Here is a 23,300-nt window from a genome sequence, read left to right as displayed (position 1 = left end):
TAAGTTCGACTGCGCTCAATAACCACGTGAGAGCGCTGCGTATTCTAAGATTAAAACTTTGAGGTCGCTTTGAACAAGTTGTATATATTCATTTTCAAGTTTCACATTGAAATTGATTTCCGCTTTCAACGCTTTAGAATAACCCACAACCGCTAAATATAACGTTTCAAATACTCAACGCCCGACTTTAATCTCTCCTCTCCCAACCCACTTATAATATGGTAAGTTGCACCAATTTTTTCCAACTCTTCAACATAAATCTTAAAAAGCAAATCACGTTCTGCCTGGTTTGGGCTTTCCCGGAAAGCATCAGCTTCCCAAGTTAAATCGGGCTTACAGAGCAGGTAGTGGTCATAACGCTTTCGCTGAAAAGCGGTTTCGATAAATTCAGGGACCTTGCCAAAACGAAATTCTGCCCAAACTTTCAGCACGAGCATATCTGTATCAAAAAAACAAACTTTCTCTGCTTTGGCTAAAGCCTTTTTTTCATTGGCTACCTGACCTTTTGCAATCAAAATCAGGTCATTAAAATCGTATTCACCACCCGTTTTCTCAAGGAAAGTTCGGGCATATTCTGGCGCGTAGCTAGTGCTGTAATAAGCCGCAAGAGATTTGCTTAGCGCTGATTTACCCGATGACTCAGGGCCCGTTATCGCTATTTTCAGAATAGACATTATAGAAGTTCCTGCTCTTTAAAATCTCTATTCCAACTATAATATCCGTAAATCGCCATAACTGCATATACCATTGAAAGTACAGCATAGACTTGCAAATCGCGCGAAAAATAAAGATAGATTGTCAGCAGATTAAGTGCAATCCAGTAAAGCCAGTTTTCGATATACCGCTTTGCTGTGAGCCAGGTAGCAATGAAGCTAAACATCGTTGTAAACGAATCGAGCAAAGGCATTTCGGCATCGGTATAATGCTGCAATAATAAAAAGAGCAGCCAGGTAGAAAGATAGCCTCCAGCCAATAAGAATAGATGATTTTTCAAATCCCAGTTTCTGATTTGTAAATTATCAATGTCGGTACGTTGCTTTTTCCATTGATACCATCCATAAAAACCAATTATAACATAATAGGTAAAAAGCACTGACTCGGCATAGAGTTTAATCTCTACAAAAAGCCAAATACTTAATAAAGAACCGATTATGCCGAGCGGCCAACACCACGCATTCCCGCGCGCTGCTAAAATGATGTAGCCAATATTAAAGGCCACTGCGATAATTTCAATTGCTTCAAGCATTGTGCTCGTATGCCAAATCTATTCCTCCAGGAAGCACCTTCATTACAAATGTGGCCTTTATTCCGCTTTTATACACCTCAGCAATCGCTTTATTTACGGCATCCATGATCACTTTTTGATCACCTTGTATTTGTGTACTTAGCGCATTTACATGCAATGTAAAATCTGGATTATTTTCAAGTTTTGAAATGAAATTGAGAATTTGAACTTCGTAATCTTCCCGCAAGGGATACATAGATATTTCTAGAGTTATTTCCATACTTATTTACATTGACAAGGTGACGAAAAATATATTTTAACTTCTGGATACTGTGCGTAAATTGCCTCCTGATCATCGCGGCTCAAATCAATCATGCGCATATCTATCATTTCAAGATTTTCTAATCCATCGGGCAGACTCACAATGCCCGTTCCGCGCAGATTGAGCGTTTTTAACTCATAAAATTGATAGAGATCTTCAGGTAGAAAAACAATATCTGTAAATGATAAATCGAGGTTTTGCAGATTATTAAAATTTTCGAGCCCCTCAGGAAGGCGCTGAATATTGGCTTTTGAGAATGAGATAGACTCTACCCCTCCATTCGCGGTACATTCGCACTCCTTAGTCGTCGAAACGCATTCCGGCAAAGCTACAAAATTGCACTTTTTAAAAGATAGTGATCTTATATTTTCACAGCTGCATATTGCACCGAGATTATTTAAGTCGGTATTTTTTATTTGAAGCTTTCCGTTCTTATCAATGCGTTCGCAAATGCTCTGATTGACAGGGATTGTAAAGCTAGTCCATAAAATCCATAGAGCGATCAGCGAGAGCCATTTCGGTATTGTCTGCATCATTTTCCATTTGTTTTGCAAGCTCTGCCATATTTTCAAACTTCACCTCGTTGCGCAGGCGACTAACAAAAACTACACGCACCTTTTTGCCGTAAAGGTCACCATCAAAATTGAAAACATTTACTTCTATTACCGATTTTGGAGAATTTGTAACGGTGGGACGGGTGCCAATATTGGCCATTCCTTTATACCATACATCATCAATTCTAAACAAAACGGCATAAACTCCACTCCCCGGCACAAGCTTATATTTGTCAAGCGGCTTTATATTGGCTGTAGGAAACCCCATGGTTCTACCTATCTTATTTCCATTCACTACTGTGCCATCTATGCCGTATTCGTAGCCTAGATATTCATTTGCCAGACTTACTTTTCCTTCTACAAGAGCCTTTCTTATTTTTGTGGAACTCACATTTACATCGTCAATTTCCTGAGCGGGAATTTCTACTATTTCAAAACCACACTCGGGTGCCACTTTCTTTAAATACTCTAGATTTCCTTCGCGGTTACGCCCAAAATGATGGTCGTAGCCAATTACGAGCTTATGGACACCGAGCTGATTAACGAGAATTTCGCTCACATAATCTATTGCAGTAATCCGACTAAAATCAATTGTAAACGGATGTACAATTAAATGGTCAAGACCCGACTTTCGCAATCTCTCAATACGCTCATCAAGTGTGGAAAGCAATTTCAGGTCGTTATCTTCCGGAAAAAGAACCAATCTGGGATGAGGTGAAAAGGTTAAAAGCACCGATTCGCCATCTTCAGCTTTCGCTAAATCATTAATCGTAGAAAGCAATTTTTGATGGCCAATATGTACACCATCAAAAGTTCCTACTGTAACAATCGCCTTGGCTTGCGGCTTAAACTCAGATAATTTTCTGTAAACTTTCAATAGGTCAACTCTTTGAAATACCCGTTTTTATTAAGCAAACTTACATTATTATCGCTTTGGTTTGCGTGGGTTCAAAATTATGAAAATTAAATAAGCACATTACATTGGTATTACAAGGATTAAATCTTAGTTTTGCACCTCGAAAAAAGAAAGCAAATACCAACCTTTAAGTACAGTAAAATGTCAAACAATACTGGTAAAGTAGTACAGGTCATAGGGCCGGTTGTGGATGTGAGTTTTGCCGATGCGCAAAGCCTTCCCAACATTTATGATTCATTGGTCATCAAAAAATCAGATGGATCTGAATTGGTACTTGAGTGCCAAAAACACATTGGTGAAGGTGCCGTTAGAGCAATCGCCATGGATGCCACCGACGGATTGTCGCGCGGCACCGAAGTAATCAATACCGGAAGCCCTATTATTATGCCAGTAGGCGATAAGGTAAAAGGGCGTCTATTTAACGTAACAGGCGATACCATAGATGGCATTGGAGAGTTGTCAAAAGAAGGTGGATGGCCCATTCACCGCGAAGCTCCAAAATTTGCCGATCTTTCTACCAGTGAAGAGATTCTTTACACCGGTATTAAAGTAATTGACTTGATTGAGCCTTATTCAAAAGGTGGTAAAATTGGTCTGTTTGGTGGTGCGGGAGTAGGTAAAACCGTATTGATTCAAGAACTTATTAATAATATCGCCAAAGGATATTCAGGACTTTCTGTTTTTGCAGGAGTTGGTGAGCGCACACGTGAAGGGAATGACCTTTTGCGCGAGATGCTGGAATCAGGAATTATCTCTTATGGTGAAGAATTTGCCCATTCTATGGAAGCCGGCGGATGGGATCTTAGCAAAGTAGATAAAAATGCTCTGCTTGAATCTCAAGCATCGTTCGTATTCGGACAGATGAATGAGCCTCCCGGAGCGAGAGCACGTGTTGCATTATCTGGTCTTACTCTTGCAGAGTATTTCCGCGATGGTGACGCAGATTCTGGCGGTAGAGATATTCTATTCTTTATCGACAATATCTTCCGATTTACACAAGCCGGTTCTGAGGTTTCTGCACTTCTTGGACGTATGCCATCGGCGGTAGGTTACCAGCCTACACTCGCCACAGAGATGGGTGCGATGCAAGAGCGTATTACGTCTACAAATCGTGGGTCTATTACATCTGTACAGGCGGTTTACGTTCCTGCAGATGACTTGACTGACCCCGCTCCTGCAACGACATTTGCCCACCTGGATGCGACAACTGTATTGTCTCGTAAAATTGCAGAGCTTGGTATTTATCCTGCGGTTGATCCATTGGATTCAACATCGCGTATTTTGTCTCCACACGTAGTAGGGCACGAGCACTATAACTGTGCACAGCGCGTAAAAGAAAACCTACAGCGATACAAAGAGCTACAAGATATTATTGCCATTCTTGGAATGGACGAATTGAGCGAAGAAGATAAGCAAGCGGTTCACCGCGCGCGTCGTATTCAGCGCTTCCTTTCACAGCCATTTCACGTTGCCGAGCAGTTTACAGGCCTTAAAGGAGTTCTTGTACCGATTGAAGAATGCATTAAAGGATTTAATATGATTCTTGATGGTGAGTTAGATAAGTATCCTGAAGCAGCTTTTAACCTGAAGGGTAGCATAGAAGAAGTAATTGAAGCTGGGGAGAAGATGCTCGCCCAAAACTAATTAGTGATTGTCCTTAATGTCCGCTATCGGCGTTGCAATTGTATTGAAAACAGTCATTGACAAAAGTCAAATCCTTATTTTCAATACTGCTTGCGCCTCGCTATCGAACATCATGGATCAACCACTGAAGCACATTGATTAAGACATATCAACTATGACTATTGAAATCATTACACCTGACAAATCTCTTTTTAAAGGCGAAGCAAAAGGCGTTACAGTACCCGGAATTGATGGGAGCCTGGGGATTTTAAATAATCACGCGCCATTGATTACCGCGCTAAAAGAAGGAAAGGTAAAAGTTACAAATGCCAATAATGAGGAAGTGTTCTTCGATATTAAAGGCGGCGTAGCTGAAGTACTTAATAATAAAGTGATTATTCTGGCTGAGTAAAACAGAATACTTATTTCAAGCAGAGCCACTTTGAGAAATCAAAGTGGCTTTTTTTTTGTTTTTTCTCTCGCAGGGGAAGAGTCACATCAATCTCAATTTGGCTTAGCTTTTGTTGCGCGCACACGCCCCGTTCACCAAGCTTTTTAGCGTGGCATCTTGCCGTGCCCGTAAACAACGAAGTTGGGGGCGAGGATGGCCTATACTGGCGTCTCGCCAGGTTATTCAAAGTAAACTGGTATCAATTTCCATCTTTAACAGAACTCAACTAAAAAAGCCCTCGAAAAAATATCGAAGGCTTTGTGCTGCTGAGGAGTAATGGTGCATTTAAGGAGATGGCTTAACGCCCTGCACTTTAAACTTCTACGGGATTTAGAAATAAGGGTTTCAAATTTTCAAAAATTCTTTTTTTCAACTTTTAGCAAGATCAAATTGCGCATTTTACCAATACGCTTTTAGATTGGTTAGCTTTACGCCTTTAATTGAATTATGACACAAAAGAAAAGTACAGGCCTCCGAAAAAAAGACATTTTGGAGTACCACGAGAACGATAGACCGGGAAAAATTGAAGTTATTCCTACAAAACCCTCTAACAGTCAGCGCGATTTATCTATTGCATATTCACCCGGCGTGGCAGAGCCCTGCAAGGAAATTCAAAACGACCCCGAAGCGGCTTACCGCTATACGGCAAAGGCAAACCTTGTTGCAGTAATTTCTAACGGAACCGCCGTACTCGGACTTGGCGATATAGGTGCATTGGCCTCAAAACCGGTAATGGAAGGAAAGGGCGTGCTATTCAAAATCTTTGCAGATATCGATGTATTTGACCTGGAACTAGACACTACTGACGTAGAGAAGTTTATACAAACCGTTAAAATCGTTGCTCCCACTTTTGGTGGAATAAATCTCGAAGATATAAAAGCCCCTGAATGCTTTGAAATAGAGCGCCGCCTTCGCGATGAGCTGGATATTCCGGTTATGCATGACGACCAGCACGGAACAGCTATAATTACCGGGGCTGCCTTGCTCAACGCGCTTGATTTAGCAGAAAAAAAAATAGGAGATGTAAAAGTTGTTTTCAATGGAGCAGGCGCCAGCGCCATTTCGTGCGCCACGCTTTACATTTCTCTTGGCGTGAATCCTAAAAACCTCTTTATGCTTGACAGCAAAGGTGTTATTACCACGAGAAGAGAAAATTTGAATAAAGAGAAAGAGAAATTTGCGCAAGATACAGATATTGAGACACTTGCAGAAATGATTAAAGATGCCGATGTATTTGTGGGACTTTCAAAAGGTGGAGTGGTGAACCAAAAGATGGTTAAAAGCATGGCTCCCAACCCAATCGTTTTCGCTTTGGCAAATCCCGATCCGGAAATAAGTTATAAGGATGCAACTGCCGCCCGCAAAGACATTATTATGGCCACGGGAAGATCAGACAATCCCAATATGGTCAACAACGTTTTGGGCTTTCCTTATATTTTTAGAGGAGCACTAGATGTGCGCGCCACCAGCATTAATGAAGAAATGAAACTCGCCGCTGTAAAAGCCATTGCAGATTTAGCAAGAGAAACAGTGCCCGAAGTAGTAAACCTCGCTTACAATAGGCGCGATCTTTCTTTCGGGAAAGAATATATTATTCCAAAACCATTTGACCCGCGTCTTATTATTACAGTAGCTCCGGCTGTTGCCAAAGCTGCTATGGAGAGCGGTGTGGCAAGGCGACCAATAAGAAATTGGAAAAATTACGAAGACCACCTTATTACAAAACTCGGACGCGACGATAAGTTTATCCGCGTCGTTATGGAAAAAGCCAAATCAGATCCGCAACGCATTGTTTTTGCTGATGGAGAAACATACAAGGTGCTGAAGGCAGCTCAAATTCTAGCCGATGACGGTATTGCAAAACCAATCGTTCTGGGGCGCAGAAATAAAATTGACGAACTCGTTGAGAAATATGCCTTGAGCCTTGAAGGTATTGAAATTGAGGATATAAATGAGCATCCTGAAACAGTGGCCGAGTTTACCGATATTTATTACGAAGCCCGCAAGCGTAGTGGAGCCACCGAATACGAAGCGCGCAAAAACATGATTACCCGAGGATATTACGGCAGTATGATGGTAAAAACCGGCAAGGCTGATGTATTACTAACAGGATTGGCCTTAAAATATCCTTCAGCCATAAAACCGATTTTCGAAATTATCGGCCGCAAGGCTGGAGTAAATAAAGCAGCAGGAGTTTATATAATTCTGACAAAAGACGGCCCCTTATTTCTTGCCGACACTACAATCAACACCGATCCAAGCGTAGAAGATATTGTTGAAATAGTAGAAAACACTGCCGAAGCAATTCGAAAACTGGGTTTAATACCAAAAATTGCAATTCTAAGTTATTCCAACTTCGGATCAAATAAAGGAAGGATTCCGGATAGAATGGAAGCTGCCACCAAATTGGTTCGCAAAAAATATCCTGATCTAATTGTAGACGGTGAAATGCAAGCCAATTTTGCGATGAACAATAAACTCCTGGAAGAAATGTTCCCGTTTAGCACACTCGTTGGCAATAAACCGAATGCACTCATTTTCCCAGACCTAGCATCCGGAAACATTGCTTACAAACTTTTGCAATCATACGGATCTGCTGAAGCTATCGGGCCTTTGCTTGTTGGGCTTGACAAGAGCGCTCACGTATTGCAAATGGGAAGTGGCGTACGAGAAATTGTAAATATGGCCTCCATTGCGGCCGTAGATGCGCAGCAGCGGAAGAATGGGAAGGGGTAGTATTGGGTCGCGAGTCACACGAGTCGCTAGTCTCGAGGGAGAAGTGCGGGGAGAAGTGCGGGGAGAAAAGAGTCGCGCGCCTTTGGTCGCAATTCGCGAGGTACATTGAGTATTGATTTGTTGGAATTATATATTGAGACTTAAGTAAGCTTAGCTTCAGAACTCAAAACTTTTTAATCTATAATTATTGCCGCAAGCTTTAAGATTCTTGAAGCTTGCGGCTTAAGACTTGAAGCTAATTTTCCAGCTTCGGATTATTCTTATGCCGGTCCTTGTCGCGCAAGGTCTTTTTCTCAAAGTTTTTCTTGATTGCCTCTTCCAGGTCTACCCCAGTTTGATTGGCGAGGCAAACCAAAACCCAAAGTACATCGGCCATTTCATCGCCAAGGTCTTTGTTTTTATCTGATTCTTTTTCAGACTGTTCGCCGTAGCGGCGTGCCATTATCCGCGCCAACTCTCCAACTTCTTCGGTAAGGATTGCCATATTGGTCAGCTCGCCAAAATAGCGCACTCCAATAGTGTTAATCCACTGGTCCACTTCTTTTTGCAATGCTTCTATTGTCATGGCTATGCTTTGTTTTTTGTATCGATAATTATAGTTACCGGGCCATCATTTACGAGAGAGACTTTCATGTCGGCTCCAAAAACACCACTCTCGATTCCCTTGTCCACATTTGCCGAAAGGAGGAGTTTGAACTTTTCGTACATCGGGATTGCTAAATGGGGTTTTGCGGCGTGGATATACGAGGGACGTGTGCCTTTTTTCGTTTTAGCATGAAGCGTAAACTGGCTTATTACCAGCACTTTCCCGCCCGCTTCATTTACCGAAAGATTCATAACACCCTCTCCATCATCAAATATGCGAATGGTTCCAATTTTTCGAGCAAGCCATTCGGCGTCTTCTTCGGTATCGGCATCTTCAATTCCAACCAGTACAAGCAAACCGACGGCTATTTCGCCTTCCACTTTTTCTTCAATTTCTACGCTCGCCTTGATAACTCTTTGTATTACTGCCCTCATTATCTATAGTGTTCTTCGTCGCTATTTTGATACATATTCAGATAACTTTTATAGCGAGTTTCGGCGACTTTCCCTGTTTTAATTCCTTCTTTCACAGCGCAACCCGGCTCGCTGATATGCACACAATTGTAAAATTTGCAATCGGGTAAAAGTTCACGCATTTCGGGAAAGTAGCCGGCCATTTCTTCCTTTTCAATATCAACTAATCCAAATCCGCGAATACCGGGTGTATCTACAATGTATCCACCAAAGTCGAGCTTGTGCATTTCTGCAAATGTGGTGGTATGTTGGCCGGTGTAATGTGCCTCGCTTATTGCTCCGGTCTTTATCTTAATATTTTTATCAATGGCATTAATAAGCGTTGATTTGCCAACTCCTGAATGTCCTGAAAGAAGAGAAACTTTATCTTTTAATATGGATTTAAATTCATCTAATCCTTCGCCGGTTTCTGCCGAACAAACAGCGGTAACATAGCCTAAATCAGTGTATACACTGCGAAATGCCTCAACCATTTCGCGTTCTTCCTCGTCAAAGAGGTCAATTTTATTGAATACTATAACCACCGAAATGTGGTAGGCTTCGGCTGCAACGCAAAACCGATCAATAAAAGTGGGGAAAGTAACCGGGTTTTTGAGCGTGGCAACCAGCACGGCCTGATCTAAATTTGAGGCTATAATATGGCTTTGCTTTGATAGATTGACCGATTTACGAACGATATAATTTTTTCGTTCATCAATATCGGAAATGACATATTCGTTGGTCTCACCATAAAACCTCACCCAATCGCCTACCGCTACGGGGTTTGTCGATTTGATATTCCGCTGTCTGAATTTTCCGCGCACACGGCATTCAATAAGCTCACCGTTTTCTCTTTCAACAGTGTACCAGCTCCCAGTACTTTTTATGACTCTTCCGCGTTCCATTATTCAATGCGCTAAGGTAGCAACCTGAGTTGAATAATCTCTGTTTCCTAAATCATGCTAACCACTCGTGCTTGCCAATTTTAATGCATAAATTCGCAATCAGAATATTCTTATGTCAATAGAAGCTAAAAATGTTACGAAATTTTATGGAGAGCAAGCCGCGCTCGGCGGTGTGAGCTTCTCTGTAAAACGCGGAGAGATTGTAGGTTTTTTGGGACCAAATGGTGCCGGAAAGTCAACAATGATGAAAATTATAACCTGCTATTTGCCCCCGAGCAAAGGCGATGTAAAAGTTGCGGGCCACGATATTATCGACGATTCGCTCAATGTGCGCAAAAAAGTAGGGTACCTTCCCGAAACGAATCCGTTATATCCCGAAATGTACATTCGCGAATATTTAAACTTTGTTGCAGGATTGTACGGCGTAAAGAATAAAAAAAAACGGGTAGAAGAGATTATTAAAATGGTTGGTCTTACGCCCGAAAGTCACAAGAAAATCAACGCCTTATCAAAGGGTTACCGCCAGCGAGTGGGATTGGCGCAAGCGCTTATACACGATCCGGAAGTACTTATTCTCGATGAGCCAACATCGGGGCTTGACCCCAACCAGCTTGACGACGTGCGCAAGTTGATTCGCGAAATTGGAAAAGAAAAAACGGTATTGCTTAGCACCCATATAATGCAAGAAGTAGAAGCTATCTGCAGCAGGGTAATTATTATCAAAAAGGGAAAAATCGTTGCCGACAGCCCCGTGAGCAGTATTAAAGAAGATTCAAATACCGAAATTTTGATATTGCACTTGAATAAATCTATAAATATTGAAAAGATCAATGCCATAGACGGAGTAGAAAAAACGCAAACCATAGAAAAAGGGAAATACCGCATTACTGCCGAAAAAGGAAAGGCTGTACTGTCTAAGTTAAATGCTCTTGCGACGCTGGAAAATGCTGATGTGGAAGAGCTTCGAAAAGAAGAGCGCAGCCTCGAAGACGTGTTTAAAACACTTACTCGTTAAATAAGGAATTTCACATTTAAATTTTTCTATTTTTGTGCCGCTTTATTTGGCCTATTGCAACCACTCAAAACAATGCTAAAAAGGTATTCTATACTTTTTTAAGGCTTCTTATTAATTGATTTAAAAAAAACTTAAAATGCCTTATTCATTTACCTCAGAATCCGTATCAGAAGGACATCCTGATAAAATTGCCGATCAGATTTCTGACGCTATTCTCGATAATTTTCTCGCTTTCGACCCTTATTCAAAAGTGGCGTGCGAAACGATGGTAACCACCGGACAGGTGATGCTTGCGGGAGAGATAAAATCAAACACTTACGTAGATGTGCAGCAAATAGCCCGCGATGTGATCAACGAAATTGGTTACACCAAAGGTGAATACATGTTTGAAGGAAACTCTTGTGGTGTCCTTAGCGCGCTTCACGAGCAAAGCCCTGACATAAATCGTGGTGTAGATCGTGGAAACCCTGAAGATCAGGGCGCTGGAGATCAGGGTATGATGTTTGGATTCGCCAGCAACGAAACCGAAAATCACATGCCACTGGCTTTGGATCTATCGCATAAAATTCTGCGAGAACTCGCTGCGATTCGCCGCGAAAACAATGACGTTAAGTATTTACGTCCGGATGCCAAGTCGCAGGTTACCATTCAGTATTCTGACGATCACACTCCGCAGCGCATTGAAACAATAGTAGTTTCTACCCAGCACGATGAGTTTATTAAGTCAGAAGACAAATCGCAAGCGGCACAAGACAAGGCAGAAGCTGATATGTGCAAGAAGATTGCCGATGACGTAAAAAACATCTTGATGCCACGTGTTATTGCGCAATTACCCGGGCATATTCAAAAGCTTTTTAATGACGAAATTACCTACCACGTAAATCCTACAGGTAAGTTTGTAATAGGTGGACCTCATGGAGATGCAGGCTTAACCGGTCGTAAAATTATTGTTGATACTTACGGTGGTAAGGGAGCACACGGTGGTGGTGCCTTTTCGGGAAAAGATCCGAGCAAGGTTGACCGTTCGGGAGCTTACGCTGCACGCCATATTGCAAAAAATCTAGTCGCTGCCGGTGTTTCAGATCAAATTCTTGTTCAGGTATCTTACGCTATTGGAGTGGTAGAACCTATGGGTGTTTTTGTTGACACTTACGGCACAGCAAAAGTAGATATGACTGATAGCGAAATAGCAGAAAAGGTGAAAGGTATTTTCGATCTTCGTCCGGGAATCATTGAGCGCAATTTAAAACTGCGCGCTCCAATTTACCGCGAAACTGCTGCTTACGGTCACATGGGCCGCAAACCACAAACAGTCACCAAAACTTTCTACAGAAACAATCACCAAGGTATTGAGCAGAAAGATATTGAGGTAGAATTGTTTACCTGGGAGAAAACCGATTATGTAGATAAAGTTAAGGCTGCTTTTGGTATTTAAAAAGACAACAAGTCCTAAACCATAGTTTTAACCACTTAGTTTATAAAAGCTAAGTGGTTTTTTTATGCATTGAAGAAAGCAATCGCTTTTTATCAGATCCCTTTCTGGGTGCTCTGGCAACTGCCCTACTCTGAGAAATGCAAATGAGCGTTTGGAGTATTTAGAATATCTCGATTATTTCTTCCGAAAGAAAATCTTTACCGGTACCCCTTCCAGATTAAAATTCTCACGCAATTTATTTTCCAAAAAGCGCTTATAGGGATCTTTAATATATTGAGGCAAATTGCAATAAAATGCAAAGGCCGGTTTGTGAGTCGGCAACTGCATTACATATTTAATTTTCACAAATTTGCCCTTGGTGCTCGGTGGTGGATTGCGCTCGAGAATCGGTTGAAAAACTTCATTGAGCTTCGAAGTAGGTATTCGCGTTTTGATAGATTCGTAAACTTCAATAGCCTTTTCTACCGCTTTGTGAATCCGCTGCTTAGTCAAGGCTGAAATAAATACTATTGGCACATTCGTAAACGGTGCGATACGCTCCCGAATCTCGTCTTCAAACTCTTTAGTTGTCTGGGTTTCCTTCTCTATTAAATCCCATTTATTAACCAAAATCACCAACCCTTTTGAGTTCTTCTCTACCGTGTAAAAAATATTCAAATCCTGCTTTTGCATACCTTCCCGCGCATCGATCATCATCAGGCATACATCACTTTCTTCTATGGCTCTTATAGACCTTAAAACAGAGTAATACTCTATATCTTCATGCACCTTGCTGCGCTTTCTAATTCCGGCGGTATCTACTAGGAAAAAGTCAAAATCAAATGCCTGGTATCTGGTTAACAAAGAATCGCGCGTTGTACCTGCTTCTTCATTCACAATATTTCGTGTTTCGCCCAGCAATGCATTAATTAGCGACGACTTCCCAACATTTGGCTTGCCCACAACAGCAATTTTCGGAATATCGATTTCAGGTAGTGGGTCTTTTGTAGGGAAAGTTGCTACAAGCGCATCAAGCATGTCACCCGTTCCACCACCATTTGATGATGAGATGCAATACACATCGCCCAACCCAAAACTATAAAACTCGCTGGCCGGCAATATGCGATCGTTGGTATCTACTTTGTTTGCCACAACAATAATTGGTTTATCCGATTTTCGCAAAAATCCGGCTATGGCTTCATCGTGATCTGTAATCCCTGTAGTAACATCGAGAAGAAAAACAATTGTGGTGGCCTCATCAATTGCCAATTCTACTTGTTTTTTGATTTCGTCTTCAAAAATATCATCCGAATTTACAGTATAGCCTCCAGTGTCTATCACTGAAAACTCAATACCAATCCATTCAGCCTTTCCGTAATGACGGTCTCTTGTAACACCGCTTGTAGAATCTACAATGGCATCGCGCCGTTCTGTCAATCGATTAAAAAGTGTGGATTTACCAACATTTGGTCGTCCAACTATTGCAACTATATTTCCCATTATGATTTTTTATATCCGTAAGCCTTTAAACTTCTATCCTTGTTGCGCCAGTCTTCATCTACCTTTACATGCATTTCAAGAAACACTTTTTTGCCTATAAACTCTTCCATTTTTAAGCGGGCTTCGGTGCCTACTGTTTTCAATTTTTGACCCTGATGGCCAATAATAATTCCCTTTTGTGACTTTCTGGCCACATAAATCACCGCCGAAATGCGTACAATATTTTCTTCTTCTACGTACGCTTCTATCTCAACCTGAACAGAATACGGAATTTCTTTTTGATAATTTTCTAGTATTCGTTCCCGAATAATTTCGCTCACAAAGAAACGCATTGGTTTGTCAGTAAGTGCATCTTTTTCATAATAAGGTGGCGATTCGGGTAAAAGAGCGTGTACCCGGTTTTTTAAATGGTCAATTCCAAAGGCGTGTAATGCAGAAACCGGCATTATCTCTGCGTTTGGAAAAGTTTGCTTAAGTCGTTCAACCGCCGCTTCAACAACTGTCTGATCAGAGATATCTACTTTATTGAGAGCTATCAACATTGGAGTCTCCATTTCGGTAAGTGCTTTATCAAAACCAAAGAACTCCATATTCTTATCAGCTATATCAATTATCAAGATCAGAATATCTGCGTCTTTTAATGCTTCTTTTACAAAAGTCATCATATTTGCCTGAAGCGCATATTTTGGCTCGAGCATGCCTGGAGTATCGCTATAAACTATTTGATAGTCGTCCTCATTCACAATTCCGACAATCCGATGCCTTGTAGTTTGAGCTTTTGGAGTAATAATAGACATCTGCTCGCCCACTAATTGATTCATCAATGTTGATTTTCCTGCGTTTGGACGGCCTATAAGGTTAACAAATCCTGCTTTATGTGACATATTGAAAATAAATTTTGAGATCAAAGAAACAAAATATATATTTGCACTCCTAAATCAGAAACGTCTGACTTATTAAAAGTCATCAAAATAAATTGCGGGGGATAGAGACAAGGCATGCCTTGTTTGTACAATCCGAGAAAGTATTGCGGGGGGATAGAGACAAGGCATGCCTTGTTTGTACAATCCGAGAAAGCATTGCGGGGGATAGAGACAAGGCATGCCTTGTCTGTACAATCCGAGAAAGCATTGCGGGGGATAGAGACAAGGCATGCCTTGTTTGTACAATCCGAGAAAGCATTGCGGGGTGGAGCAGTTGGTAGCTCGTCGGGCTCATAACCCGAAGGTCATAGGTTCGAGTCCTGTCCCCGCTACTAGAAAAAGAGGATCGCAATTGCGATCCTTTTTTAGTTTAAGATTTTAGTTTTGCGATTATTATTTCTTAATTGACATTGCGGGGTGCAGCAGTTGATCGCTCGCCCGTACGGGAGGTCATAGGTTCGAACTTAGTGAAACGATCTCACGACTGAAAGGAGTAGTCCTGTCCCCGCTACTAGAAAAAGAGGATCGCAATAGCGATCCATATGAGATAGAGACATTTGGCTTACTCCAAGTTCAAGAATATTTATTGGGATTACACGACCTTTTTCATACGCTGTCGGATAATTTGCGATTAGGACGCGATGCTTTTGAATTTGGACTTTCCTTATTCCAGACATGGTTACTTATGGAAATTGATCTCTACAATTTCAAAGATACCTTTGAATGCTCCAATGCACGTTTAAAAGTTTTCTCCTCTAATTTCTCATTCCAGATAGGTATCATCTCTATCAATCGTGATGCCGCTTCTTTTGATTTCACTATTTGCGGAAACGCTTTTTGCAAAACATCAAGCATAATTTTTACAGAAGTAGATGCCCCTGGAGAAGCGCCGTATAGAGTTTGAGGAATTCGCGACCGATTGCTTCAAAAGAATACCTCTTTGAGGCCACATTTGATATGCCTATTCTGTTAAAGTGCATTTTTTTCTCAACCATATTCTGCATTCCCGCAATTAACCCTGGCTCATCATTCGGTTCAATCAGAAAACCATTGGTTTCATCCATCATTTCAGGAATACCGCCTACATCCGTCGCAAGTACCGGCAATCCACAGCAATGCGCCTCTGCAATTACACAGGGTAAGTTTTCAAAATTACTGAACAATACGAAACAGTCAGAATTGCGCATTAAATCCGCAACTTCCTCATATTCAAGCGCTCCAATAAATTCTATTTGAGAAATATCTGCATCGAGAGATTCTGCATATTTGCGCATTTTTTCAATATCGCCATCTCCCGCTATGGTGAGCGTCGCGCCCTCAAACTCTCCCTTGATAAAAGCACTAACAATACCTTCTGTATTTTTGGCTCTAGGTTCAAAATTGGAAATATGAAGAAATCTAAACACTTCTGATTGATAACGTTTTTCGGGATAGAATACAGAAGTATTTACCGTATTGTTTACAACAGAATAGTTTCCCGTAAAACCTTTATCAATCATATTTTTTCCGAGATCTTCAGACACCGGAAGTATCAAATCAGTATTGCTCAAAACTTCTGTAGCCATCGCCGCAACGTCATCAGTAAAAAGATCTGAATTGACTGCTTTATATCCCGACCAATGTTCTGTGTAAACCAGCGGAACTTCAAAATGATTTTTCAGAAACAGTGCCAGTTGGCCTGCGGGATAGACCACATGTCCATGAATAATGTCCGGAGCAAACCCAACATTATCCAATTTCGAAATCAATCTCTTAAACATAAAAGCCTGTACTCTTTCAGAATTTTTGAGAAGCCGTGGAATTTGAACCTGGTAAACCATGATTTCATTTTGAAAAACAACTTTAATCTCCGGTACCAGAATGCGATTGCTGTAAATAAGATGAGCGACAATTACATTGCATCCTATCGACTTAACCGCAAGTGCATGCTGCTCAATGAAATTTCCATTTTTAGGATTTAGCTTAGAGGGATACCACGCGGCAACAAAGAGAATGTTCATCTACTTACGCTTTAAAGATTTCGCCATTTCAAGATATAAATCCTTCCAGTAATTTCCCTCTTCACCAGCTAGACTATCGTTGTGCCAGAGTGATATAAAAGTTCCATTCACCGCTTTCACCCTATCCATTAGCATATTAATCATGGTTTGAGCCTGCGATTGATCCAATTTTAAATAATCGCGCAAACTACCTTCCATTACTACCAGCGGAAAAATTTTTAAAGTAGTTTTAGATTTTCTCTCCAAATCGAAAAAATAATGGGGCGTACACGTGCCAGATCGAAATCCCGGCATATCTGCATACCCCATTGAATAGTCCTGAGAAATACCGCTGTCAATTAAGTTTCGGAACGTTGACGGCATACTAATTCTCAAAAAGTGCTGCCTGCTGGCCATTATCTCCTTTGAAGCAATATTACTCAACCGATTTATCTCTACTGAAAGCTGTCCCGGCTTTTCGCCAGATACATACGAAGGATGAATACCAATACGAGCAAAATTTTCACTCGATTGAATTAAAGATTTCATTCCATTATTGTGGTACGGAAGATTTCTGTCGTATTTACTTCTATCACCCAGCAGAAAAAAGTAAATCGTTTCATCAGCGTATTTTTCAGAAACTTCCCTTTGAAAGGCGAATGTATCATAAGGATCTTTTTTATTTCCGAGAAGAACTTTAAAACGCGTAAAAAAAGAATTGAAATCGCTTCTTAGAATATTTCTTCCCGCTGCTGAAATTACATGTTTAAACGTGCGAAAACGATATGCATAAGCAACATCAATATCGTAGGTATTAATCCATTTAAACTGCCTTTCGGCGAATGTAAGACCTGCACCATTCGGGAATTCATTTTTTAATTCAACCAGCCATTCATCAATAACGGGTCGTTGAATAAAATCAGTTGAGAAAATTGAAATCCCGGCACTGAACCGGTTGTGAGCATCTCTTTTCCGGTTCGTATATTCCTCTATCCGTGATAGCAGAAAAAATATAGCTCCAAAAAGATCGAAAGGAACGGAACCTTGGGTTTCAAAAAACACGGGAAGCTCTTTCCATTGTGCGATCTCAACTTCAGGAAATCTTTTTAAATCTGAAGCAAAGAGGTAGTCATTAGGGATTATCTGTATCGCATTTTCAATCTGGGCTTTTGAGTAATTGATTACTACACCATCGAGATCCAAGTCGTTGACTTCAGAAATAATTTCGTATCCGCAGCCATAAAATTCATCAAATACAAAATCGAGTACAAAGCTTAACGCAGCGCTGCTTTTCGGCGAATATATTTGAACATTAGACGGCATTTAGCTTATCAGATAGTTTTTCCCAAGAGCTCATTTTTTCCAAAAGCTTCGCCTCCATCTCGTTCAACTTTTCCATGTGCAACTTAATTTTTGCATGATCACTAAAATCAAGCTTTTCAGACTCTTCCTTTTGGCCGGATATTTTCCCTTCCAGTGTTTCAATTTCCTTTTCAAGCGTACCTACTTTTTTAGACAGCACCCATTTTTCCTTTTCAGAAACAGCAGGTTTTGGCTTGGCTTTTACAACTTTCTCTACCCTTACACGCTCAAACTCGCGAATGGAAGCGGCTTTTTTCTGTGCAAGAAATTCAGTTATATCACCCGGAAAAACACTCATTACGCCATCTTTAATTTCCATAACCTTACTGGTAAGGCCATGCAGAAATTCACGGTCGTGAGATACAACGAGCATGGTACCGTCAAATTTTTTCAAAGCCGCCTTCAGTACATCTTTAGAACGCATATCGAGGTGGTTTGTCGGCTCATCAAGCAGCAACACGTTATATTTATGCAAAAGCATTTTACAAAGTGCAAGCCGAGCCTTTTCCCCACCGGAAAGAACGCTCACCTGCTTATATACATCGTCGCCCTGAAACATAAAAGCTCCCAAAAGGCTTCTGATCCGAGTTCGCATTTCGCCCGTAGCCTCATCATCAATTACATCAAGGACAGTAGCTTTTACCGGAAGCTCCTCACTCTGGTTTTGGCTGTAGTAGCCCAAATCTACCTGGGTGCCAAGCTCGCACTTACCATCATAAGGAATAAGACCCGCAATGATTTTAGTAAGCGTTGTTTTTCCAACACCATTTTTACCGACAAGAGCAACATGATCACCTCTTACAATTTCAAAATCAAGGTTGTTTAATACCTTTTTCTCACCATATGACTTGCTAAGACCTTCGGCCTTTACAACAACAAGCCCAGATCGTGGCGCAGGCGGGAAACGAAAATGCATAGACGATTCATCCTCTTCATCAATTTCAACAAGCTCCATTTTATCAAGCTTCTTCATTAAGCTTTGGGCAAAAGATGCCTTGCTGGCTTTCGCGCGAAATTTATTGATAAGCAATTCGGTCTGCTTTATTTCCTTGTCCTGATTCTTCTTGGCATCAATTTGCTTTTGAATTACATCAGTGCGTAGCTCAACAAACTTTGAGTAGGCAGCAGGATAATCAAATGTTTTACCATTGATAATTTCAACCGTTCGGTTGGTTACTCTATCGAGAAAATACCGGTCGTGAGATATCAAAATAACCCCTCCTGAATAATTCTTCAAATAAGTTTCAAGCCACTCTACTGAATCGATATCCAGGTGGTTCGTTGGCTCATCGAGGAGCACCAAGTTAGGACGTTGAAGAAGGATTTTGGCCAAAGCCATCCGCATCTTCCAACCACCACTAAAGGTATTCATTGGTCGGGTAAAATCTTCGCGCGTAAAACCTAAACCCAGAAGCACTCTTTCAACCTGTTCTTCTTGATGATCAACGTCGTAAAGGCCAAGCTGCACAGATACGTGATTAAGCTCTTCTGCCAAATCCATATACGAATCTGATTCATAATCTGTGCGCACCGTAAGCTGATGCGAAATTTCTTCAATTCGCCTGTCAAGACTTTGAGTTATCTCAAAAGCTGTCATTACCTCGTCTTTTACAGAAAGGTCAGATTCAAAATCAAGATCCTGTGGCAGGTACCCTATAGTGAAGTCTTTAGGTTTAATTACCATCCCACCTGTAGGTTTCTGCAGACCCATTATAATTTTAAGCAGGGTTGACTTACCCGCACCATTCTTCCCTACAAGGCCTACTTTGTGTTCTTCTCCAAAAAATATATCTATATCATTGAAGAGCACTCTGTCGGCAAACTCCAGCCTTAACTGATTTAACTTTAGCATTGATTGTAATTAAGCATAAATAAAAAAGCACCCAAAGATAGGGTGCTTTTTTAGATTAAAAATATGAAATGTTAGTAACTCCAAAGATCGTGTTCGGCAATGAAAAGTTTCTCTTTAATCTCTTCAGATTTTAGCAACCTGTCAAGGCCTGTATACACGTCATCAAGCTTTCTGTCATACACATTCGATTCTTTTACGATTGTAGAGCTAAACATTCTCTTTTGAAATAAATCATCAAAAGATCTGCGCTCGGCATCATTAAATCTATTGAACGAATCCCAATTTGCAAATACATATCTGCACTCTGGAAAGTAAAGCCAAAACAATGTTTCGTAGGCACCTGTGAGCTCACCATCATTACCAATACGCTCTTTTTGAGGAGCAATACCAATAATACGGATATAGCGTTCAGAGCGCTGTTTATCAAAAAACCAATCTTCTTTAATGCGGTAACGCGTAATTTGATCGCCTGTAATCTTTACTACCTGAATTACTTCAATCATTTCACCCGTATCAGGATCTTCAGTAGAAGTAGTGTCAGGTTTTTCAAGAATATATTTGACATCACTTACTAGAAGTGGTGTTCTAAAATCGTCTTCCTGACCAGTTACTCCAGTGCTGTAAGCCGTAATAGAACCTTCAATAAGAAGCGCATCTCTAATTACATCAAAGAGACTTTTCATGCCATTTGACTCTTGCATAGGGTAGTATAGTGGCAAGTTCATCTTCTCGCGAAGATCAATATCTTGCCAAATACGCTTTGACCACATTACATCGGCCTCACGAATAAAGGGATATTGCACAACTTTCTTTGTTTTGTTGTGCTCCTTAATCCAGGCACCATCAAGTACAGTTTGGCTTTGAGCAGAAGGAGCAATGACCATTGCGGCCATTATCCCAAAAAACGAAATACAAATGATCCTCTTCATATTTATGAAATTATATTATTCTAAGGTTTATACTACCAAGCTTACGAATAGATCCGTCAGGCGCAGTAGCCTTAATATTCTCAATAATTACAACCTGATTTCTACGCACTTGATTCAACAATTCCTGCTGTTGACTCGTAAGTCGATTACTCGTTGATTCAAGTGTTTTTACATCTCCACCCATGATAACTGTAATATCAAAAGATCGTACAGGAAATTTAAGGTCAAAAACAAAGTCTTCAAGATCGGCAATAACACCAAGTGCCGCTGTAAGTTCAGCTTTCTTAACCGTATTGTCAGATGGACCTTTTCCGGCAAATTTCGCCACCGGATCTGGAACTGATTTCAATCGAAATTTAAACGAACCCATGGGTTTATTCACTCCGTTCATATTAGCGGAAACGCTTACCACAGCCTCACTTCCAGACTTAACTCTCGCGATGTAAGTTCCGTCAGATTGCTTAGTCAACGTTCCTGTGCTTATAGAAGGGTTCAGAGCATCGGCAGATACTCCAGGAACCGAAATAGCAATTGGATTATCGATACCACGGTAAAGAACGTTCATTTTAATAGGCGATACAACAAGAGAAGGTCGTGCAACCTCGTAATTGATATCGTATTTTTTATAAACGAAACCAGAACCATCCGGTTTTTTAAACTTGATGATACCTTCCCAGTTCTTTTCGCCAAGACCCCTTGCAGGAATGGCAACGCGTCCATATCCATTTGCACCCATAGGTACAAGATCTCCTTTTCCGCCTGGAATTTCGGTTGCATCTTCTGCAATCTCAACTCCTTCAGGTGCAATGTTAATTTCCGGAAGATTGGTATTGTCGTAAGCCGCCAAAAATACATTTGCTCGAAACGAGTCGCCTTCCAAAACATACGTCTTTTCAGGAATAACTACCGCTCTAAGCTCTGTAAATTTGAAAGATGCCGCTTCTACATCGGCAAAAAGGTGACCCAGTACATCTGACTCTGCATTACGCACATCTGATTGTAATTTAGACAAAATAGTTGTTGTAGCCGCCAGTGGAACGCTGTAAAAGTTTAGCGCTTCCCAATTTGTTACTGTACCAGATGCATCTTTAACCTTTTCAGGATAAGTAAAAAGACTATCTATAGTTGCAACAAGTGATGGGTTATCCGACACCATACCTTTCAAAGATTGGCCATAGTCGGTGAGCTTCTGCTTTAATACCGCAGCGCGATAGTTGTTTCCATCGGCATTGTCGGTATCCAAAGGCTTGTCCGGCTCGGCGCCAATCATAATGTTAGTATTCGCGTTGTAATTGTCCTTGCCATTTACATACGAAAGATTCAAGATAGTGTCTTGCCCTAAAGGCCCTTTACCAATTACCTGTTCCAAAGTCAAACCTTCGGTTTCAGCAATTGTTTTAGCCTTAATCAGGTCAATATGCTTTATAAGCGCGTTTGCTTCGTCGCGCAATACTTTTGCTTTTTCATACGCCGGCCCATATTTTGTTGGGTTCTCGTTGTATGAAGCTGCAAAGGCAGCATATTGATTGTTAAGTTTGCCGTCAAAAGTTACTTTGGTTGTTTCAAGACCATCATTGATAGTAATGAAAGCGTCCAAAATTTCTTTTGATACGTTAAGCGCCAGAAGTGCGGTGAGTACGAGGTACATCATACCGATCATCTTCTGTCTTGGTGTTTCTTTTCCTCCAGCCATGAATGGTTTCTTTTAAATAAAATGTGACTAATTTGGAAAATTACGCTTGTCTGGCAGGCATGCTCATTGCAGAAAGCATGTTACCATAAACCGTATTCAACGATGAAAGATTTGTAGCCAATTCAGCGATATTCTCTTTGTATCGGCGCGTATCATCAACAGATTCTGCAAGATTTTTCATCAATTCACTAATACCGGAGTAAAGCTCAGATGAAGTTTGCAATTCTTTTAGCTGCATTTCGTACATGCCGTTAAGCTGCTCAAGATTTGCAGACATTTTTCTCAAGTGCTGACCTGTAGAAGCTCCTTCTGCCTGACTTTCTGTAAGACCTGTAAGCGCCTCTGATGCCTCAGCATAAGAAGAACTTAATTGGGTAACTTTTTCAGATGCTCCACGAAGTGATTGTGTATATTCACCGGTCGCTACAGAAGCATCTGTAATATCAGTAAGTTTAGATGCTTGCGAACTAAGATTTCTCATACCTTCACCAAGACTTGCTAACAGCTCAGGCTCAATTTTGGCTTCTTCAAGCATATGATCAAGTTGCTCTGTAAGCGAACCTTCGTCGGCTCTGTTCAGACCCGCTTCACGCGCTGGCTCACCGCTTCTCAATTCGGGATAAACCAATGACCAGTCAATATCTTCATGCAACGGTTCAAATGCCGAGAAGAAGAATATAACTGCCTCGGTACTCAAACCGATAATTAACAGAAGACCTGCAAACGGCCAGTGTTGTATTTTAAATAATGCACCAATAATTACTACGGAGGCTCCCCACCCATAGAGCTTGGCCATAAACTTTTTCCATCCTTTACTACCTGGTTTCATACTTTCCTTGTTTTAACTTAATAAATGGTTTTTG

At 41.0% G+C, this 23,300-nt stretch carries 22 protein-coding genes and 1 tRNA gene; 6 read left to right on the top strand and 17 right to left on the bottom strand.

The window, feature by feature from the left end; all coding sequences use genetic code 11:
• Positions 1-152: 152 nt before the first annotated feature.
• Genes G3O08_RS05885 through G3O08_RS05865 form a run of 5 tightly spaced genes read right to left on the bottom strand, consistent with a single transcriptional unit; the run spans position 153 to position 2,978 of the window.
• A complete protein-coding gene (locus tag G3O08_RS05885) occupies positions 153-674 on the bottom strand; it encodes an AAA family ATPase (protein WP_163283835.1) in 522 nt (173 codons plus the stop codon).
• A complete protein-coding gene (gene pnuC, locus G3O08_RS05880) occupies positions 674-1,246 on the bottom strand; it encodes a nicotinamide riboside transporter PnuC (RefSeq protein WP_163283833.1) in 573 nt (190 codons plus the stop codon). Before pnuC ends, G3O08_RS05885 begins: the two co-directional genes overlap by 1 nt.
• On the bottom strand, positions 1,239-1,505 hold the full coding sequence (locus tag G3O08_RS05875) for a YkoF family thiamine/hydroxymethylpyrimidine-binding protein (protein ID WP_163283831.1): 267 nt from the start codon (positions 1,503-1,505) through the stop codon (positions 1,239-1,241). The genes pnuC and G3O08_RS05875 overlap by 8 nt, the downstream gene beginning before the upstream one ends.
• A gap of 2 nt (positions 1,506-1,507) precedes the next feature.
• Positions 1,508-2,083 (bottom strand): leucine-rich repeat domain-containing protein, encoded by a 576-nt coding sequence (locus tag G3O08_RS05870; RefSeq protein ID WP_163283829.1) that lies wholly within the window; start codon positions 2,081-2,083, stop codon positions 1,508-1,510.
• Positions 2,025-2,978 carry a bifunctional riboflavin kinase/FAD synthetase gene (locus tag G3O08_RS05865; RefSeq protein ID WP_163283827.1) on the bottom strand — a complete coding sequence of 318 codons (954 nt, stop codon included), beginning with the start codon at positions 2,976-2,978 and terminating at the stop codon, positions 2,025-2,027. The genes G3O08_RS05870 and G3O08_RS05865 overlap by 59 nt, the downstream gene beginning before the upstream one ends.
• 180 nt (positions 2,979-3,158) lie before the next feature.
• Between G3O08_RS05865 and atpD the strand changes: the two genes are divergently transcribed.
• The 3 genes from atpD to G3O08_RS05850 all read left to right on the top strand — a co-directional run bounded on the left by atpD (position 3,159) and on the right by G3O08_RS05850 (position 7,827).
• Complete coding sequence (gene atpD, locus G3O08_RS05860; protein ID WP_163283825.1) at positions 3,159-4,661, top strand: F0F1 ATP synthase subunit beta; 1,503 nt, start codon at positions 3,159-3,161, stop codon at positions 4,659-4,661.
• 154 nt (positions 4,662-4,815) lie between these two features.
• Complete coding sequence (atpC, locus tag G3O08_RS05855; protein ID WP_163283823.1) at positions 4,816-5,052, top strand: ATP synthase F1 subunit epsilon; 237 nt, start codon at positions 4,816-4,818, stop codon at positions 5,050-5,052.
• Positions 5,053-5,538: 486 nt separating this feature from the next.
• Entirely contained in the window at positions 5,539-7,827 is a 2,289-nt protein-coding gene (locus G3O08_RS05850) for an NADP-dependent malic enzyme (protein ID WP_163283821.1), read from the top strand.
• 235 nt (positions 7,828-8,062) lie between these two features.
• Here the strand turns inward: G3O08_RS05850 and G3O08_RS05845 are convergent, their stop codons facing one another.
• Genes G3O08_RS05845 through rsgA form a run of 3 tightly spaced genes read right to left on the bottom strand, consistent with a single transcriptional unit; the run spans position 8,063 to position 9,770 of the window.
• Positions 8,063-8,392 (bottom strand): nucleotide pyrophosphohydrolase, encoded by a 330-nt coding sequence (locus G3O08_RS05845; RefSeq protein WP_163283819.1) that lies wholly within the window; start codon positions 8,390-8,392, stop codon positions 8,063-8,065.
• Between the two features lie 2 nt (positions 8,393-8,394).
• Entirely contained in the window at positions 8,395-8,847 is a 453-nt protein-coding gene (gene dtd, locus G3O08_RS05840) for a D-aminoacyl-tRNA deacylase (protein WP_163283817.1), read from the bottom strand.
• A complete protein-coding gene (rsgA, locus tag G3O08_RS05835; protein ID WP_163283815.1) occupies positions 8,847-9,770 on the bottom strand; it encodes a ribosome small subunit-dependent GTPase A in 924 nt (307 codons plus the stop codon). Before rsgA ends, dtd begins: the two co-directional genes overlap by 1 nt.
• 112 nt (positions 9,771-9,882) lie before the next feature.
• Between rsgA and gldA the strand changes: the two genes are divergently transcribed.
• Positions 9,883-10,785, top strand: a complete 903-nt coding sequence (gene gldA, locus G3O08_RS05830; RefSeq protein ID WP_163283813.1) for a gliding motility-associated ABC transporter ATP-binding subunit GldA — start codon at positions 9,883-9,885, stop codon at positions 10,783-10,785.
• A gap of 136 nt (positions 10,786-10,921) precedes the next feature.
• Positions 10,922-12,220: a methionine adenosyltransferase gene (metK, locus tag G3O08_RS05825; RefSeq protein WP_163283811.1), complete on the top strand. Its 1,299-nt coding sequence runs from the start codon at positions 10,922-10,924 to the stop codon at positions 12,218-12,220.
• A 174-nt stretch (positions 12,221-12,394) separates the two neighbouring features.
• On the opposite strand, the gene der is transcribed toward metK, so the two are convergent.
• Positions 12,395-13,699 carry a ribosome biogenesis GTPase Der gene (gene der / locus G3O08_RS05820; RefSeq protein ID WP_163283809.1) on the bottom strand — a complete coding sequence of 435 codons (1,305 nt, stop codon included), beginning with the start codon at positions 13,697-13,699 and terminating at the stop codon, positions 12,395-12,397.
• Positions 13,699-14,583 (bottom strand): GTPase Era, encoded by an 885-nt coding sequence (gene era / locus G3O08_RS05815; protein ID WP_163283807.1) that lies wholly within the window; start codon positions 14,581-14,583, stop codon positions 13,699-13,701. The genes der and era overlap by 1 nt, the downstream gene beginning before the upstream one ends.
• Positions 14,584-14,881: 298 nt before the next feature.
• Between era and G3O08_RS05810 the strand changes: the two genes are divergently transcribed.
• Positions 14,882-14,954, top strand: a tRNA-Met gene (locus G3O08_RS05810).
• Between the two features lie 367 nt (positions 14,955-15,321).
• Here G3O08_RS05810 and G3O08_RS21825 read toward each other — a convergent pair.
• The 7 genes from G3O08_RS21825 to porL form a co-directional block, all read right to left on the bottom strand.
• Complete coding sequence (locus G3O08_RS21825; protein WP_163283926.1) at positions 15,322-15,477, bottom strand: malate:quinone oxidoreductase; 156 nt, start codon at positions 15,475-15,477, stop codon at positions 15,322-15,324.
• Positions 15,478-15,482: 5 nt separating this feature from the next.
• The gene (locus G3O08_RS05800) at positions 15,483-16,622 is read right to left on the bottom strand and encodes a glycosyltransferase (protein ID WP_163283805.1); all 1,140 of its coding nucleotides are present in this window, start codon (positions 16,620-16,622) and stop codon (positions 15,483-15,485) included.
• Positions 16,623-17,924 carry a polysaccharide deacetylase family protein gene (locus tag G3O08_RS05795; protein ID WP_163283804.1) on the bottom strand — a complete coding sequence of 434 codons (1,302 nt, stop codon included), beginning with the start codon at positions 17,922-17,924 and terminating at the stop codon, positions 16,623-16,625.
• Positions 17,914-19,815: an ABC-F family ATP-binding cassette domain-containing protein gene (locus G3O08_RS05790; protein WP_163283802.1), complete on the bottom strand. Its 1,902-nt coding sequence runs from the start codon at positions 19,813-19,815 to the stop codon at positions 17,914-17,916. The genes G3O08_RS05795 and G3O08_RS05790 overlap by 11 nt, the downstream gene beginning before the upstream one ends.
• 71 nt (positions 19,816-19,886) lie before the next feature.
• On the bottom strand, positions 19,887-20,744 hold the full coding sequence (gene porN / locus G3O08_RS05785; protein WP_163283800.1) for a type IX secretion system ring subunit PorN/GldN: 858 nt from the start codon (positions 20,742-20,744) through the stop codon (positions 19,887-19,889).
• Positions 20,745-20,754: 10 nt separating this feature from the next.
• Entirely contained in the window at positions 20,755-22,437 is a 1,683-nt protein-coding gene (porM, locus tag G3O08_RS05780; protein WP_163283798.1) for a type IX secretion system motor protein PorM/GldM, read from the bottom strand.
• A 40-nt stretch (positions 22,438-22,477) separates the two neighbouring features.
• A complete protein-coding gene (gene porL / locus G3O08_RS05775; protein WP_163283796.1) occupies positions 22,478-23,266 on the bottom strand; it encodes a type IX secretion system motor protein PorL/GldL in 789 nt (262 codons plus the stop codon).
• Positions 23,267-23,300: the final 34 nt, after the last annotated feature.

The sequence above is a fragment of the Cryomorpha ignava genome, assembly GCF_010686655.1.
Taxonomy (GTDB): domain Bacteria; phylum Bacteroidota; class Bacteroidia; order Flavobacteriales_D; family Cryomorphaceae; genus Cryomorpha; species Cryomorpha ignava.
Note: the sequence above shows the minus strand (reverse complement) of the source record. Positions and strands in the feature narration are given on the sequence as shown.

What these genes read in the sequence shown, in the direction of transcription:
- G3O08_RS05885 (WP_163283835.1), bottom strand. Translation starts at nt 674, where the DNA reads ATGTCTATTCTGAAAATAGCGATAACGGGCCCTGAGTCATCGGGTAAA.
- pnuC (WP_163283833.1), bottom strand. Translation starts at nt 1,246, where the DNA reads ATGCTTGAAGCAATTGAAATTATCGCAGTGGCCTTTAATATTGGCTAC.
- G3O08_RS05875 (WP_163283831.1), bottom strand. Translation starts at nt 1,505, where the DNA reads ATGGAAATAACTCTAGAAATATCTATGTATCCCTTGCGGGAAGATTAC.
- G3O08_RS05870 (WP_163283829.1), bottom strand. Translation starts at nt 2,083, where the DNA reads ATGATGCAGACAATACCGAAATGGCTCTCGCTGATCGCTCTATGGATT.
- atpD (WP_163283825.1), top strand. Translation starts at nt 3,159, where the DNA reads ATGTCAAACAATACTGGTAAAGTAGTACAGGTCATAGGGCCGGTTGTG.
- atpC (WP_163283823.1), top strand. Translation starts at nt 4,816, where the DNA reads ATGACTATTGAAATCATTACACCTGACAAATCTCTTTTTAAAGGCGAA.
- G3O08_RS05850 (WP_163283821.1), top strand. Translation starts at nt 5,539, where the DNA reads ATGACACAAAAGAAAAGTACAGGCCTCCGAAAAAAAGACATTTTGGAG.
- G3O08_RS05845 (WP_163283819.1), bottom strand. Translation starts at nt 8,392, where the DNA reads ATGACAATAGAAGCATTGCAAAAAGAAGTGGACCAGTGGATTAACACT.
- dtd (WP_163283817.1), bottom strand. Translation starts at nt 8,847, where the DNA reads ATGAGGGCAGTAATACAAAGAGTTATCAAGGCGAGCGTAGAAATTGAA.
- rsgA (WP_163283815.1), bottom strand. Translation starts at nt 9,770, where the DNA reads ATGGAACGCGGAAGAGTCATAAAAAGTACTGGGAGCTGGTACACTGTT.
- gldA (WP_163283813.1), top strand. Translation starts at nt 9,883, where the DNA reads ATGTCAATAGAAGCTAAAAATGTTACGAAATTTTATGGAGAGCAAGCC.
- metK (WP_163283811.1), top strand. Translation starts at nt 10,922, where the DNA reads ATGCCTTATTCATTTACCTCAGAATCCGTATCAGAAGGACATCCTGAT.
- der (WP_163283809.1), bottom strand. Translation starts at nt 13,699, where the DNA reads ATGGGAAATATAGTTGCAATAGTTGGACGACCAAATGTTGGTAAATCC.
- era (WP_163283807.1), bottom strand. Translation starts at nt 14,583, where the DNA reads ATGTCACATAAAGCAGGATTTGTTAACCTTATAGGCCGTCCAAACGCA.
- G3O08_RS21825 (WP_163283926.1), bottom strand. Translation starts at nt 15,477, where the DNA reads ATGCTTGATGTTTTGCAAAAAGCGTTTCCGCAAATAGTGAAATCAAAA.
- G3O08_RS05800 (WP_163283805.1), bottom strand. Translation starts at nt 16,622, where the DNA reads ATGAACATTCTCTTTGTTGCCGCGTGGTATCCCTCTAAGCTAAATCCT.
- G3O08_RS05795 (WP_163283804.1), bottom strand. Translation starts at nt 17,924, where the DNA reads ATGCCGTCTAATGTTCAAATATATTCGCCGAAAAGCAGCGCTGCGTTA.
- G3O08_RS05790 (WP_163283802.1), bottom strand. Translation starts at nt 19,815, where the DNA reads ATGCTAAAGTTAAATCAGTTAAGGCTGGAGTTTGCCGACAGAGTGCTC.
- porN (WP_163283800.1), bottom strand. Translation starts at nt 20,744, where the DNA reads ATGAAGAGGATCATTTGTATTTCGTTTTTTGGGATAATGGCCGCAATG.
- porM (WP_163283798.1), bottom strand. Translation starts at nt 22,437, where the DNA reads ATGGCTGGAGGAAAAGAAACACCAAGACAGAAGATGATCGGTATGATG.
- porL (WP_163283796.1), bottom strand. Translation starts at nt 23,266, where the DNA reads ATGAAACCAGGTAGTAAAGGATGGAAAAAGTTTATGGCCAAGCTCTAT.